At 67.6% G+C, this 13,966-nt stretch carries 12 protein-coding genes and 1 tRNA gene; 11 read left to right on the top strand and 2 right to left on the bottom strand.

The window, feature by feature from the left end; all coding sequences use genetic code 11:
• Positions 1-212: 212 nt before the first annotated feature.
• From JFB92_RS02920 to JFB92_RS26445, 10 genes are all read left to right on the top strand, one after another.
• Positions 213-557 (top strand): hypothetical protein, encoded by a 345-nt coding sequence (locus JFB92_RS02920; protein ID WP_199034689.1) that lies wholly within the window; start codon positions 213-215, stop codon positions 555-557.
• 92 nt (positions 558-649) lie between these two features.
• Positions 650-1,309, top strand: a complete 660-nt coding sequence (locus JFB92_RS02915; RefSeq protein ID WP_199034687.1) for a hypothetical protein — start codon at positions 650-652, stop codon at positions 1,307-1,309.
• Positions 1,310-1,410: 101 nt separating this feature from the next.
• Positions 1,411-2,730 carry a hypothetical protein gene (locus JFB92_RS02910; protein WP_199034685.1) on the top strand — a complete coding sequence of 440 codons (1,320 nt, stop codon included), beginning with the start codon at positions 1,411-1,413 and terminating at the stop codon, positions 2,728-2,730.
• Positions 2,727-4,412: an SCO6880 family protein gene (locus tag JFB92_RS02905; RefSeq protein WP_199034683.1), complete on the top strand. Its 1,686-nt coding sequence runs from the start codon at positions 2,727-2,729 to the stop codon at positions 4,410-4,412. The genes JFB92_RS02910 and JFB92_RS02905 overlap by 4 nt, the downstream gene beginning before the upstream one ends.
• Before the next feature lie 5 nt (positions 4,413-4,417).
• Positions 4,418-5,959 (top strand): VirB4 family type IV secretion system protein, encoded by a 1,542-nt coding sequence (locus tag JFB92_RS02900; RefSeq protein WP_199034681.1) that lies wholly within the window; start codon positions 4,418-4,420, stop codon positions 5,957-5,959.
• A complete protein-coding gene (locus tag JFB92_RS02895; RefSeq protein WP_199034679.1) occupies positions 5,952-7,775 on the top strand; it encodes a type IV secretory system conjugative DNA transfer family protein in 1,824 nt (607 codons plus the stop codon). Before JFB92_RS02900 ends, JFB92_RS02895 begins: the two co-directional genes overlap by 8 nt.
• Entirely contained in the window at positions 7,772-8,611 is an 840-nt protein-coding gene (locus JFB92_RS02890; protein WP_199034677.1) for a hypothetical protein, read from the top strand. The genes JFB92_RS02895 and JFB92_RS02890 overlap by 4 nt, the downstream gene beginning before the upstream one ends.
• Before the next feature lie 34 nt (positions 8,612-8,645).
• Entirely contained in the window at positions 8,646-9,593 is a 948-nt protein-coding gene (locus tag JFB92_RS02885) for a DnaB-like helicase N-terminal domain-containing protein (RefSeq protein WP_199034676.1), read from the top strand.
• The gene (locus JFB92_RS02880) at positions 9,590-9,865 is read left to right on the top strand and encodes a hypothetical protein (RefSeq protein WP_199034675.1); all 276 of its coding nucleotides are present in this window, start codon (positions 9,590-9,592) and stop codon (positions 9,863-9,865) included. Before JFB92_RS02885 ends, JFB92_RS02880 begins: the two co-directional genes overlap by 4 nt.
• Positions 9,866-10,012: 147 nt before the next feature.
• Positions 10,013-11,146: an ASCH domain-containing protein gene (locus JFB92_RS26445; RefSeq protein ID WP_199034674.1), complete on the top strand. Its 1,134-nt coding sequence runs from the start codon at positions 10,013-10,015 to the stop codon at positions 11,144-11,146.
• Between the two features lie 314 nt (positions 11,147-11,460).
• Here the strand turns inward: JFB92_RS26445 and JFB92_RS02870 are convergent.
• A tRNA-Glu gene (locus tag JFB92_RS02870) sits at positions 11,461-11,533 on the bottom strand.
• A gap of 219 nt (positions 11,534-11,752) precedes the next feature.
• A complete protein-coding gene (locus JFB92_RS02865) occupies positions 11,753-12,388 on the bottom strand; it encodes a hypothetical protein (protein WP_199034673.1) in 636 nt (211 codons plus the stop codon).
• A gap of 231 nt (positions 12,389-12,619) precedes the next feature.
• On the opposite strand from JFB92_RS02865, the gene eno reads away from it, so the two are divergent.
• Positions 12,620-13,900: a phosphopyruvate hydratase gene (gene eno / locus JFB92_RS02860; protein WP_199034672.1), complete on the top strand. Its 1,281-nt coding sequence runs from the start codon at positions 12,620-12,622 to the stop codon at positions 13,898-13,900.
• The last annotated feature ends 66 nt before the right edge of the window (positions 13,901-13,966 follow it).

Genomic DNA, 13,966 nt, shown 5'->3' with positions numbered 1-13,966 from the left:
GTGAATACCGCTGTGGCTGAAGCGGTTCGCTTGTCCGGTTATCAAACCGAATTTTATAACGGTTCGATAACATCCATGCGTAGCTGGTTTGACGATGCGGAGGGTAACCGTTTACGGTTTCGATCCCCGCGACTCGGTTGAGAGAGGTTCACCGAACGTACGAGGTCTCGCAGTTGAGACCGCCCCCTGGAAGACACCTTGAGGAGTTCCCCATGGCGCTGATCGCTCACGCGTACACGCTGGTCGACACCGTGGCATCCACGATCAGTCACCTCGACGTCGTTGCTCAGGCGACGATTCCGAACCCGGCACCGAAGGACCCGACGAACGGCTCCCCAGCGGTAGAGCTGCTGTTCGCGATCGCGAAATGGGGCGTGCTGGTTGCCGGCGCGCTCGGGCTGCTCGGCAGCTTCGCGGTCATGGGAATCGGCAAGTTGGCCGACAACCCGTCGGTCATGTCGAAGGCCAAGGCGGGCATTCCGTACGCGGTGATCGCTATCCTCGGCGGGTTCCTCGCGATCCCGCTGGTCAATGCCATTCAAGGCTCGCTTGCCTAGGGCCGGTCATGTCACGATTCTTTGAACGTCCCAAGATCGGCAAGCCGCTCGCTGTGGCCCTGACAGCGGTTCTGGTGCTGGTGACGCTCGCGGTGGCGATCGTCCTGGCCTACCGCGCCGGCTCCGACGCCGCAGACGAGGCGAGCCCAAGCGAGACCGAGTCGAGCGAGTCGAGCGAGTCGACCGGCCTGCCGGGTGCCGAGCAGATATACGACCCGCTGACGACGGTCGAAGGCAGTGAGTACGACGGCGAGCTGTACATCTTCCGTGGCTACGAACGCACCTATGTCGGCGCCGTCTCAGCCGCGACGAACTGGCTTACAGCGTACGGGAGTTCACTCGACCCCGCCTACTCCGAGCAACTTGGCGCGGAACTGCTCGTCGACGACGGCAAGCAGACACCGGAAGACTGGCGTGACTACCCACTGAACCGGCGCGAAGAGATCGGACTGACCGCCACCGAAGCAGTGCCCGACGGATGGGCCCTGAGCGCTTCTCCGGTCGCCTACCAAACCAGAAACGCCTCGGCCGATCGGATCGAAGTCATTCTGCTGACTCGTCTGGTGGCCGCGACACCCTACGGATCGGAATCGGTGAACACGCTCTTGACGATGGACTTGGTCTGGACCGGCACCGACTGGGCCGATTCGGGCAATGACATGGGAGCCGACTACACGACGCTCAAAGTCGAGGTCGGCGAGGAGGCCAGTTCCGAAGCCAAGGAACTCGGCTGGAAGCTCCTGACACGCTGATTCTGCGCGAGGAAACCATGAACTGCACCGACACAATGGCTGCCGCATGCTCACTGGCGGCAGGAGACGAAGAAGACTCAGGCCTCGTCGCCGGTTGGTTGATGGACGCGTGGGAGAAGATCTGCCGGTCGTTCGCCACGGCGGCCGTGGAGATGCTTGAGGGATTCGGGCGGGCCTTCACCGCCTTTCCCGACCTCGACCTCGCCGGAGGCGGGATCGCCAACGCCTATTCGATCTCGTTGGGCCTGGGCATCCTGGTCGCGGTCATCCTGCTGCTGATCCAGACCGGGGCCACTGCGCTGACCGCTTCTGGAAAGCCGCTGGCGCACGGCTTGGTCGGCCTGGGCAAAGCCGTGATGGCGTTCGTGTTGACCCTGACGGTCGCCGGAACCGCGCTGGCCGTGTCCGACCAGATAGCCGACTGGATCATCGACGAGACCTTCTCCACCGACTCGGCCAGTGGCGGCGAAGTCCTCCAAGACAAGTTCGCGGCCCTGTTCTCGGCCAACGCGGCGGTCTCGGTCTCGCTGCTGTTGCTGCTGGCGATCGCCGGCATAGTACTGACGCTGGTGCTGTGGTTCGAACTGCTGCTACGCAACGCCGCGATCGCGGTGCTCATCGCGGCTTCCCCGATCGCGGCCTCGGGTCAGATCGGCTCGGCGACCAAGGACTGGTGGCCCAAGCTGGTGAGCGCGACCATCCAACTGATCATGCTTAAACCCGTCATCGCGTTGATCTTCGCGATCGGGTTCAGCCTGCTGGGCCAATCCGACAGCGACGACCTGGCCGGGCTCCTCTCGGGGATGCTCGTGCTGATGTTGGCCGCGCTCGCCTGGCCGGCGATCGCGCGGTTCTTCACCTTCACCTCGACGACCGTCGGGGGCGGCGCCGGTCTGGCCGCCGTCGCCGGCGCTGGGGCGGGTATGGCCGGTTCCAGCGCGATGGGCGGGACCGCAGGCGTGTCTCCGACGCAGTTCGCTCAATCCTCGACCGCGCGCAGCGAGGGCACCGTGGCCCGCGCCCAGCACGCGGCGAGTACCGGCGGCGCTGGTGCGGCAGGCGCGACCGGGGCGGTGGGGAAGGCCGCGGGGGCGGCGAAGTTCGCCAACCCGTGGGTGGCCGCCGCCGCGACCGGGCTCCGCGCTGTCCAGAAGGGCGCGAACACGATGGTCCAGCGCACCGAGCAGATGGGCGGCCACGCCGGCATCCAAGGGTCCAACCCGTACGCGCTCCCTGCCGGGCAGCCGATGTACAACACCGCCGCGATCCAAGCCGCCCAGCGCGGCCGCGGTGACACCAACGGCGACCAGCGGCCCGGACCGGGCGCACCTCGGGCCCCGGAACCCCCACCCGAACCGGCCCCGGCACCACCGGACACGAAGCTGCCCGGCAATGAACCCAAGGACGGAGGACCATCGTGAGCACCCGAGAGCAAGCACCGGCCCCACGCACCTACTTCGGCTGGCAGACCGAGAAGGTGAACTTCCTGTTCGGCCTGACCGCCTCCCGCACGCTCATGCTGGTGGCCGCCGCGCTGCTGGCGGCCTGGCCGGTCGGCGTCGGCGACGTCGGTCTGGGCCTGGTGTGCTGGCCGGTCGCGCTCCTGCTCGGGGTGTGCGCGTTCATCCGCTTCGCCGGGCGGACCGCCGACGAATGGATCGCGGCCTGGGCGACCTACCACTTCGGGCGTGTGCTGAACCATCACAAGTTCACCGGCGGGCCGTTCACGCCCGGCCACACACTGGTCGAGGCGGTCGCGGTTGACGAGGACACCGAGCCAGGTGAGTCCGGTCAGGACGCCGACGAGCCAGGGGTTTCCTCGATGGTGGACCCCGACGCCTCGGAGAACAGTGACGGCGAGGGCGATGAACGTGAACGGCGGCCGTTGCGCGCGTTCACGCAGCGCCTGCTGCGACATCGCCGAGTGGACCTGCCGGGAGTGTTGGCACCATTGGAGATCCTGGAGGGCGAGCGGCTGCACAACAACGAGGCGCTCGCGATCGTCCGCCACCGGATCGACAACACCTACACCGCCGTCGCGGCCGTCCGCTTCCCCGGCATCGGCTTGGTCGATTCCGACCGCCGCGAGGCCCGGGTCGCCGGTTGGGGCGGACTGCTGGCCGGACTGTGCGCCGAGGGATCGCCGATCGTCCGCGTCCAGGCGATGCAGCGACTGCTACCCGAATCCGGTGCCGCGCTGCGCCGTTGGCATGCCGACCACCTGGCCGACGACGCCCCGGCGATCGCCCGCGAGGTCAACGAACAGCTCCTGTCGACGGCCACGCAGGCGACCGCGCAGCGCGAGACATATCTGGCGTTCACCTTGGATGCGAAGAAGGCCGCCCACCAGATCAAGCAGGCCGGCGGCGGCTCGGCCGGGGCGATGGTCGTCCTCGGCCGCCACCTGCGGTCCCTGACCTCCTCAATCGGCGCCGCCGATCTCCAGGTCGACTACTGGCTCACCCCCCGCGGCCTGGGAGAGGCGATCCGAACCGCCTACGACCCCCACTCCTCACGCCTCATGGCTGAACGCCGGGTCGCCACCGCCGGGCTCGAACCCGGCGTCGAACCAGGTGCCGCCGGCCCGGCTGCCGCCGAGGCGCACCCGGGCCACTACAGCCACGACGGCGCCTACTCGGCCACGTACTGGGTCTACGAATGGCCCCGGTCGCAGACCCACGCCACGGTCCTGGCACCACTGCTCGGAGAAGGCGAGCACCGGCGCTCCTACTCGATGCACGTCGAACCCCTCGCCCCGCGCGAAGCTGAGCGAGAGGTGATGCGCGAGCGCACCGCCCGCGATGTGGCGGTCCGCATGCGTGAGAAGGCCGGGCAGGTCATTCCCGAACATGAGCGCGTCGCCTTGGAGCGCGCGGTCGCCCAGGACGCCGAACGCGCCGCCGGGCACGGCCTGGTCCGCTTCAATGCCTACCTGACGGTGACCGTCGATGACCTCGACGAGCTCGAGAAAGCCTGCGCCGAACTCGAAGCCGACGCCTCGGCGGCCCGTATCGAGGTCCGTCGCATGTGGTACGGCCAGGACATCGGCTTCGCCGCTGCTGCACTCCCGCTCGGCTTCGGCCTCCCGAGGAAACGGTGGTGACGGCTATGGCGAAACGCAAGCGAACACCCCGAGCCGAACGCCACCTCGCGACCGCCGACATCGGGCTCGGCGAATGGGCCGACACCACCGCCCCGGCCAAACTGCGAAAAGCCAAACCTGAGCATAAGGAGAAGCGGACCGCCGAGCCGATCCCGCCGCAGCGGGGCTGGGCCAGGCCGTTCGCCGGCCGCGCCCCAAAGCTGCCAGATGTCCCGACCCACCGCGGCTCGACCGGCCAGATGCAGGGCCTCTACCCGTTCCTATACGGCCAAGCCCTGCCGCCCCTGGGCATCTACGTCGGCGTCGACTGCCTCTCAGGCGGCGCATTCAGCTTCCACCCGGTCGAATGGCTCCACCGCGGCGTGACCACCAACCCCAACGTCCTACTCACCGGACTCCCGGGAGCCGGGAAGTCCGGGACCGCGAAACTCATGGCCCTGCGCCTCATGGCCAGCGGCGTGAAGACCTTCGTGCTGGGGGACTTGAAGAACGAATACGCGCCCCTGGCCCGCGCGCTCGGGGTCGAACCGGTCGAACTCGGGCCCGGCATCCGCAACCGACTCAACCCGCTCGACGCCGGCCCGGCCGGACTGAACCTCCCGGCCGACTCGGTCGCTCTGCGTGAACGACTCGACGACATCCACCGCCGCCGCGTCACCCTCCTCGCCTCGCTCCTGGAGGTGCGGCTCGGGCGCCCGCTCGACCCGACCGAGGAGACCGCTGTCTCCCTGGCGATCCGGCACGCCTCGGGCGAGGCCGACGCCGCCACGACCCTGGTAGACCCGACCATCCCGCAGGTGTGGGCGCTGCTGCGCGACCCCACGACCGAGATGGCTGAGGACCTGCGCTATGAAACCGTCCCCCATCTGCGCGAAGCCATCCGCCCGGCTGCCGACGCGCTCGGCATCATGGTCCGTGGCTCCCTGGCCGGACTGTTCGACGGACCGACCACCGTCAAGCCCGACTTCGACGCCTACATCCAGACCGTCGACCTCTCCCGCCTCGACGGCCGCGGCGACGAGACAGTCGCGATGACCCTGGCCTGCGTCTCCACCTGGGGCCAGGCCGCCATCGACGAACCCGACGGGCCGGTCCGCCTCGTGGTCCGTGACGAGCTGTGGCGGGCGATGCGCATCCCGGCGATGGTCAAGAAACTCGACGCCGACCTGCGCCTGTCGCGCAACCAGGGCACCATCCAACTCCTGTCGACCCACCGGCTCGCCGACTTCGAAGCGGTCGGCGCGGCCGACTCCGAAGAAGTCGCCATCGCCCGCGCCCTGATCGGATCGTGCGACATACGCGTCTGCCTCGCACAGGACACCGCGCCGCTGGCGATGACCCGCGACGAGATCGGCCTGACCGACACCGAAGCAGCACAGATCGCGGCCTTCTCCGCCCAGACCAAGGGCCGCGCGGTATGGAAGATCGGCCGATCCCACTCCCATGTAGTCCAGGCGATCCTCAGCCCGCTCGAACAGGAGCTGACCGACACCAACGCCCGCATGACCACAGGCGGCCGAGTCAAGGAGGCGACCGTCGATGAGTAGCGGCAAGGTCCGATTCGTCGGCACCGGAGGCGACGCCCTCCTCCTGATCGGCGCTGTCATCGTACTCGGATCAGGACTCTGGGTATGGCTCACCGGCCAGGTAGCCGGACTCCTCTTCGGCTTCACCTGGATCAACGTGGGACTCGAAGATCTGGTCGCCGTCGTCTTCGCCCTCCCGAGCAACATCACCGACCCGGCCGCGGCCTGGCCCGAGTTCGCTCGCCCGCACTTGCCCGGTCCGCTCGGCTTCGCTGCCGCAGCAGCGTTGGCAGCGGCGGTGATCACAGCCGGGATCGTCGCAGCGTCCAAGCTCTACGCCCGTCTCGGTGGCATCGGCGCCGGGCGCGGCATGGCTTCCGGCACCCAGCTCGACCGGAAGCTCTCGGCCGCCGCCGCGTTGAAGAAAGCGAAGCGGCTGCGCCCGAACCTGGACGGCCGGGCCTCGGTCGACCATGTCGCCGTCGACCTCGGCAAGGCCGCCGGGGTCGGTAGGCGCTTGGCGGCCGACATCGAGAACTCAGTGCTCGTCCTCGCCGCCCCCCGGCAAGGCAAGACCTCGCAAGTGGTCATTCCCTGGCTCGCCCACTGGCAGGGCCCGGCACTGGCAACCTCGGTGCGACCCGACATCGTTGAGGCCACCTACACCTTCCGGGAGAATATCGGACCGGTCGCCGTCCTGGATGTCTCCGACACCGTCTGGCCCGAGGCGCTCAAGTGGAGCCCGGTGGTCGGCTGCGAGGACTACGACAAAGCACGCCGCCGCGCCAAGGTCATGGTCACCGTTGGCCGCCTCGAGACCGCCGACTCGACCAACGCCGGGTTCTTCCAAGCCAACGCGACCAACCTCCTCGCCGGCTGGCTCCATGCCGCCGCCCTCGGCGGCCGCGGCCTTGACGACGTCGCCGCCTGGGCGCTCGATGAGACGAACATGCAGGCCGCGGTCATCCTCGAAGCCCACCCCGGCACCGCTCCCGGCGTCGAAGGCAACCTCGACGGGCTCTACAACCTCGCCCCCGAGACCCGATCCAGTCTCTTCGCCACCGTCCAGACCGCCCTGGCACCGATGCTCTCGACCCGCGCCCGCGCCGTCTTCAGCCCCTCCCGCAGCGAGCACTTCGACATCGAGACGTTCCTGCGCAAGTCCGGCACCGTGTTCCTACTGGTGCCCCAGACCAAGGCATCCGAGCTCGCTCCGCTGATTTCGGCGTTCGTCGACGAAGTCACCGAGACCGCCACCGCTTTGGCGACCGAGAACGACAGCGGCCGGCTCGACCCGCCACTGGGCATGTTCCTCGACGAGGTCGCCAACATCGCACCACTGGAGCGCCTGCCCGACCTGATGTCGTACTCGGCCGGCTCGGGCATCTTCATCACCGCGATCCTCCAAGAACTCGCCCAAGCCCGCGCCCGCTGGGGCAATGAGGGCGCCGATATGCTCTGGGGCGCCTCGACAATCAAGATCGCCCTCGGCGGCCTGACCGGAGACGAAGCCGAACGCTTCTCCAAACTCGCCGGCAAATGGTGGGAAGACCTCCCCGGCATCCAATACGGACCCCACGGCGTCACCCACGCCCCGCGCGACCGCGACCGGGAGGTCATCACCGCCTCCCAGATCCGCGAACTCGACGCCGACAAGGGCGAAGCCCTCATCATCGCTGGCGGCGTCAAACCCGTCAAGACCCGCATCACGCGCCACTACAAGTCCGGCGACGCCAAGACCTACGCCGCCTCAGTCAAGGCCACCCGCGCCCGCCTCAACCCGGGCGCGGCCGTCAATGAAAGCCCGGCGATCACCGAACCCGGGGGCCACTGGTGACCGGCGAAATCATGGGAGAGCGGGGCCGCCCGGACGACGCCCCCGCACCCACAGGAGCCGGCGGAGGCTCGGGCAAGCAGGAATCGGCGATCTTGTCGATCCAAGGGCGCTTGACCGAATGGCACGCGATGGACCCGGCCATGCGCGAGCGCGAATGGAAGCGCCTGGTCGAGTGGGTCGTATGGCTGTTCGACACCTACGAGTTCGGCCGTGAATACCGACTCCCGAAATGCTGGCCCGACCACCCTGGCCTGGTCCAGGAACTGTGGGTCCTCAAATGCTGGAGAGAGGCGCTCTACACCACCGACACCAAAGCAGGCGTGACCAACGGCCAGCGCGCCGGGGCGCTGGCTCAGCACGCCCGCGCCTGGCACAACGAACTGCGCGCCTTCGTCGCCCAGATCAAGTACTACGCACCCAAATGCCTCACCGGCCACACACGCAGCGAGCTCACCGAGGTTTGGGGCGATGAGGACGTGATCGCCAGATGGCTCGACGCCGATCCGCTCGGCGGCGTCGCAGCGCCGAACGCTGCCGCGGTCGGCGACGATGAGCGCGGCGGACCGGAGGCGGTACTCGGCGAACCAACCATGCGGGCTCGCCTCGCGGGCGGCACCGCCGAGCCCCACCCGGCCGGCCTGCTCGGCACCATCGCCTCATTCGGACACTGGTGGATCTGCGACCTCGACAACGGCACCTGGCAGCGCGTCGACGACGCCCGCCTGGTCGAGCAGCTCGACCTGCTCGCCGAAGGCTACGACGACGAGGACGACACCGGCGACCAGGAAAATCTGTCATATATGCAGAACAGTGGCCGCGAGTCCGACGCCGAATGACCCTTGAGCCCTCGACACCCGCGAAGGAGGAGTGATGTCGACCCTGATCACCGAAGCAGAGAGACGCTTCCTCGGCGCGATGCTCGCCGACCGCACCATCGACCCCGGGGAACATCTCAGCGCCTCAGACTTCAGCAACCCCGCCTACGGCGCGGTCTACTCGGCCATCGGCTACGCCCGAGAGGGCACCTACCTGGAAGGCCCCGAGTTGTCGGCCCAGGTCGCCAAGCTCGCCGACGCTCCCGGTATCGACCAGCCCACACTCGAGATGATGCGCGCTGAAGCACCTGACAACCGCGACCACATCGCCGCATACGGCCGCATGATCACCAACGCCTCCTCCATGCGCCAGCTACGGGGACTCGCCCTGGACTCACTGCAAGACGACCGCGAACTCACACCCGAACACCAGCGCGAATACCAGGTCATGGACCGGCTCAGCCGGACGGGCCTCGAACTACTCGACCGCCCCTACACCCCCGAGACCGGCCGCGACACCACCCCGGAAACCGGCACCCGAACCTGGCAGGAAGAGCAACTCGTCGCTGCCCTCCTTGCCAACCCCGAGCAGGTCCGCACCGTCGTCGAAATCGCCCCGCCGGAGACCCTCGACGACTTCCGCTGCCGCACCGCCTACGAGTACATCGCCTCCACCGCCTGGGACCGCGATCCCGTCTCCGACCTCGACCTGCTCTACCAACTCGGCAAAGCAGAGAACCTGCTGGTCAACTCCGGACAGACCCGTCCCGAGTCGCCCGAACCTGACGCGGCCTTCCTGCAACGGCTCCGGGAAACCCCGACAGGCCCACACAGCGGAACCGACGCTGCCAGGGCAATCGGCGCCGAAAACGCACGCATCAAACCCGAACAGACCGGCCCGTCCCCATACACACCCGAACTCGACCCCTCACCAACAATCGACCTTGGAGGCCCGACACACCAGGCCGCTCCTCAGCCGGGCATCGACGGAGGCGTGCGATGACCCAGCCGCAGACCGCCACGCGCCGCACCAATCCGAAGCCACTCCCGCAGGTCATCGCCGCCAAACGCATGCGCATCGCCTGGATGCGCGGCGAAGTCGTCCCGCTCTCGCCCCAACTCGACCACTGCGTCCAGTACCTCGGCCACTGGTGGGTCAACGACGACACCGAATGGATCAGAGTCACCGCCCCCAACGCGATCGCTCTGCTCGACAAGCAGAAGGCTAGCTCCATGGCGCTCTACCGCGACCTCCACGCCAAACACGCGGCTTGAGCAGACCTGCGGCTTGACCTGGTGCTGCTGAGCTTGGACCCCTTGAGCACTGTCGGGTAATCGATTCGACTCCCATTGCTCGCGTCTGGTAGACCTCTCATGCGAAGCGTCCGCAACCACATCACTTGCAGGACCGGGAGGAACGCCGTGACGAAGCAGCAGGGTAAGAAGCTGAAGAAGCTGGACTCGTTCGAGGCGGAGGTACGCGCCTACCTGGAGCGATTCGTCGCCGCGCCGGTCGAGCAGCACGACGACAACTCCAGCGGAAGCATGCCCGACCTCCGGATCATGTGGCTCGAAAAATCCGCTGCCGGGGTCGAGGTTGTCCGCGATGCCGACAAGAACAGTGTCAATCAGTCGGTTCGACTCAACCGGCAGGGCATGTTCGTCCCGGCACCAGGGCTGGGATACGACTGGGCTATCGAGCTCACCCGGGTGACCGATATCAGGGAAGCCCGAGCCCAGCTTCCCGCGATCCTCAAAGATGCCGAGGCCGCTGGCCAGTCGACTGTCCAAGGGTTCATGGACAACCCGTACGACCCGGTCTCCGACAAGATCGCCCGGCTCGGCATCATCTACGCACGACGCAGCAGTCCGGTCAAACCCGGCAAGGAAGCGAGCATCACGCTACTCAACGCGTTCGGCGGCTCCTGGGACCGCGACATGAACATCGTGGTGACCTGGTGTGAAAAGGCACTCATGCTCGCTGACGACGTTCCCGCGAAGCTGCTGGCCTCGACGTTCACTGAGCGGCACGCCCTTCTAGCACCGACCTGGCACGGCGACTTCCAGGCGTACTACGCGCTCATGCACCACCTCGAAGGCCCAGAGCCCCTGCCGACCGCTGCCCCGAAGCTGCCTGAAGGCGTTGACCAGGTTTGGCTGTGGGGTGGGCGAATCCTCCACTGGGGCCCGGATACCGGCTGGACAGAGTATCAACGTCCGCAACCACAGGTCCACCGGATGGGCCTGCATCCCGAGCCGTTCAGCCTCTTGAAGTCGGGTCTCAAGGTCACGGAGGTACGCGTCGCGGACGAGAAGAGCCGCGCAATTCTCCCCGGTGACGACATCGTATTCAACTGCGAGGGCACGGAGCTCGTCATGACAGTGGAGCGCATCGACCGTTATACCGATTTCGATGAGGTGTACCGCTACGAGCAGGAAAGCGACATCAACCCGAACCTCGACATGAGTGCCCAGATCGTGGGGCTTCGCGACCTGTACTCCACTGAGCGCGAAGCGCTCGGGGCGCTTGCCATCCGTATGACTCCGCGGTCGTGACGGCTGCGCAGGCGCAAGGGTTCTGTTCAGCGAAGGGCGGGGGCATCCCGCCCGTCGCCTTTCTGGCTACCTCGTGAGAAGGAGTTCCAGGCGGTTCCACTCCTCGGCGACAAGTTGCGTAGGTGGTGAGGTTGACGTCACAGGCTGGTGTTTAGATTGACTGGGCCTAACGTGTGGGGGCGGCCAAAATCTGGCACAACTTGACGGTGGTTGGCGAAAAATGGCGATGAATCCTGCCCCCTGGGCACCCCCACAGGGTCCTGATAGCATGGTAGCCCCGACATGGTCGAGGCTACGAGCTGCGGATTTACTTGTACTCCCGAGCAGATTCGAACTGCCGTTTCCGCCTTGAGAGGGCGGCGTCCTAGGCCCCTAGACGACGGGAGCTTGGCCTTGTTCTCGCGCCCTGCGGTGCGGCAACGTCGACAAGCTTACCTGACCGATCGGGGGCTCTTCCACGGGGATATCGCTTGTGACGCGGCCTACTTCAGGCTGGGCGTACGGAGTGGGCCGGGCGGCGCTGACGCCTCTGGCGGCGTACCCCCGTGCGCACGGGCCCGGCCCACCGAGCGACTCTAACGTGCGGTCCGAGCCCGCGTCCTCCGGTTACCGGTGGGTATGGGCGGCGCCGGGCTCCAGCTCGTCCAGCCAGGTGGCGTCCACGCCGTCGTGGTAGTCGACCAGTTTGGTGGTGTAGGAAGTCTCGTCGACCTCGGCGGTGACGCTCGCGATGACGCCCACCGTGGTCACGCACACCTCGAAGACGCCCACCGGAGAGTCCGTCGCGCCGGTCACGGCGACGCAGTCGGCCAGCTCCCCGGCGAGCGTGGTGTCGGAGAACTCGGCGCTCGCCGAGGGGTCGTCGGAGGTCGCACTCAGCCACTCGGCGATCTCCTCGCCCGAGGGCAGCATCCCGGTCAACTGCCCGCCGAGCCACGTCGACAACTCCTGGGTGTCGGTCTCCGACCACATCTCGACCTCGTCGCCGACCACGACCACGGCCCGGCCCCCATCGGGATCGACCGCCACCGTGACCATCTTGTCGGTGCCCTCCGCCAGATACTCGGCGGTATAGGCGTGCTCGACCGCGCCGTCGAGGCGGTCGCCGAGCTCGGTGAGCGCGAGTCGGTCCTCGGGCGCCTCGTCGCCGTTCGGGCCGACTTCCCCGTTGCAACCGGCCAGGGCGAGCACCACCACCGCGCCGAGCGCAGCACAACGGCTAAGGGGGTTCCGCTTGGGCATGGGGCTCCATTTCCCTGCGTGCCGGGCGTCTGATGATGCTCGCCGCATCGAGGGGACACGCCTAGCACAGGTGTCTCATCTGAGGTACGACTACACCTTATAGCGCGGCGTCGACCCGCCGGGGCGTACGCTAAGGAGCTGTGGCCGACGCAGTGTCGGGTCGGCCGAAATCCTCGAGACACGGCCGCGTAACAGGGCCGTAAGTCAGATTCGGCTATTTCAGGAGTGACAGTGGCTGCAATTGAAGAAATCTGGGCAAGGGAGATCCTCGACTCCCGCGGCAATCCGACCGTCGAGGTGGAGGTCTCGCTCGACGACGACACTCTCCAGCGGGCGGCCGTGCCCTCCGGCGCCTCGACCGGCGCCTTCGAGGCCCTCGAACTGCGCGACAAGGCCCCGGGCCGCTACCTCGGCAAGGGCGTCGAGAAGGCCGTCGACAACGTCAACGGCCCGATCCGCGACGCCATCGTCGGCCGGGAAGCCTCCGAGCAGCGCCTGATCGACCAGGCCCTCCTCGACGCCGACGCCACCCCCGACAAGTCCAACTTCGGCGCCAACGCCATCCTGGGCGTCTCCCTCGCCGTCGCCAAGGCCGCCGCCGACTCCGCCGACCTGCCCCTCTACCGCTACGTCGGCGGACCCAACGCCCACCTGCTGCCGGTACCGTGCCTGAACATCCTCAACGGCGGCTCCCACGCCGACTCCAACGTGGACATCCAAGAGTTCATGATCGCCCCCATCGGCGCCCCCACCTTCAAAGAGGCGCTGCGCTGGGGAGCCGAGACCTACCACGCCCTCAAGTCCGTCCTCAAGGAGAAGAGCCTGTCGACCGGCCTCGGCGACGAGGGCGGCTTCGCCCCCAACCTCGAGTCCAACCGCGCCGCGCTCGACCTCATCAGCGTCGCGATCGAGAAGGCCGGCTACAAGCTCGGCACCGACATCGCCTTCGCCATCGACGCCGCCGCCACCGAGTTCTACTCCGAGGGCGCCTACGTCTTCGAGGGGGAGAAGCGCACCGCCGAGCAGATGAGCGCCTACTACGAGGAGCTCCTCGGCGCCTACCCGATCGTCTCCATGGAGGACCCGCTCGCGGAAGAGGACTGGAGCGGCTGGTCGACCCTGGTCGCCGCCGTCGGCGACAAGGTCCAGATCGTCGGCGACGACCTGTTCGTGACCAACCCCGAGCGCCTGCGCCGCGGCATCGAGGAGAAGGCCGCCAACGGCCTGCTGGTCAAGGTCAACCAGATCGGCTCGCTCACCGAGACCACCGACGCGGTCGAGATGGCCCACCGCGCCGGATTCGGCTGCATGATGAGCCACCGCTCCGGCGAGACCGAGGACACCACCATCGCCGACCTGGCCGTCGCCATGGGCACCGGCCAGATCAAGACCGGCGCCCCCGCCCGCAGCGAGCGCGTCGCCAAGTACAACCAGCTGCTGCGCATCGAGGAAGACCTCGACGACGCCGCCCGCTACGCCGGCGCCGGCGCCTTCCCCAAGTTCAAGGCCTAAGGCACCGACTCGAAGGCTCCCGCGCCGACCGGCGCGGGAGCCTCGATCATCCCCGGATCGACTAGG

The organism is Glycomyces salinus (assembly GCF_016428645.1).
In the GTDB taxonomy this organism is placed as follows: Bacteria; Actinomycetota; Actinomycetes; order Mycobacteriales; family Micromonosporaceae; genus Glycomyces; species Glycomyces salinus.
This window is presented reverse-complemented; position numbering and strand designations above follow the sequence as displayed.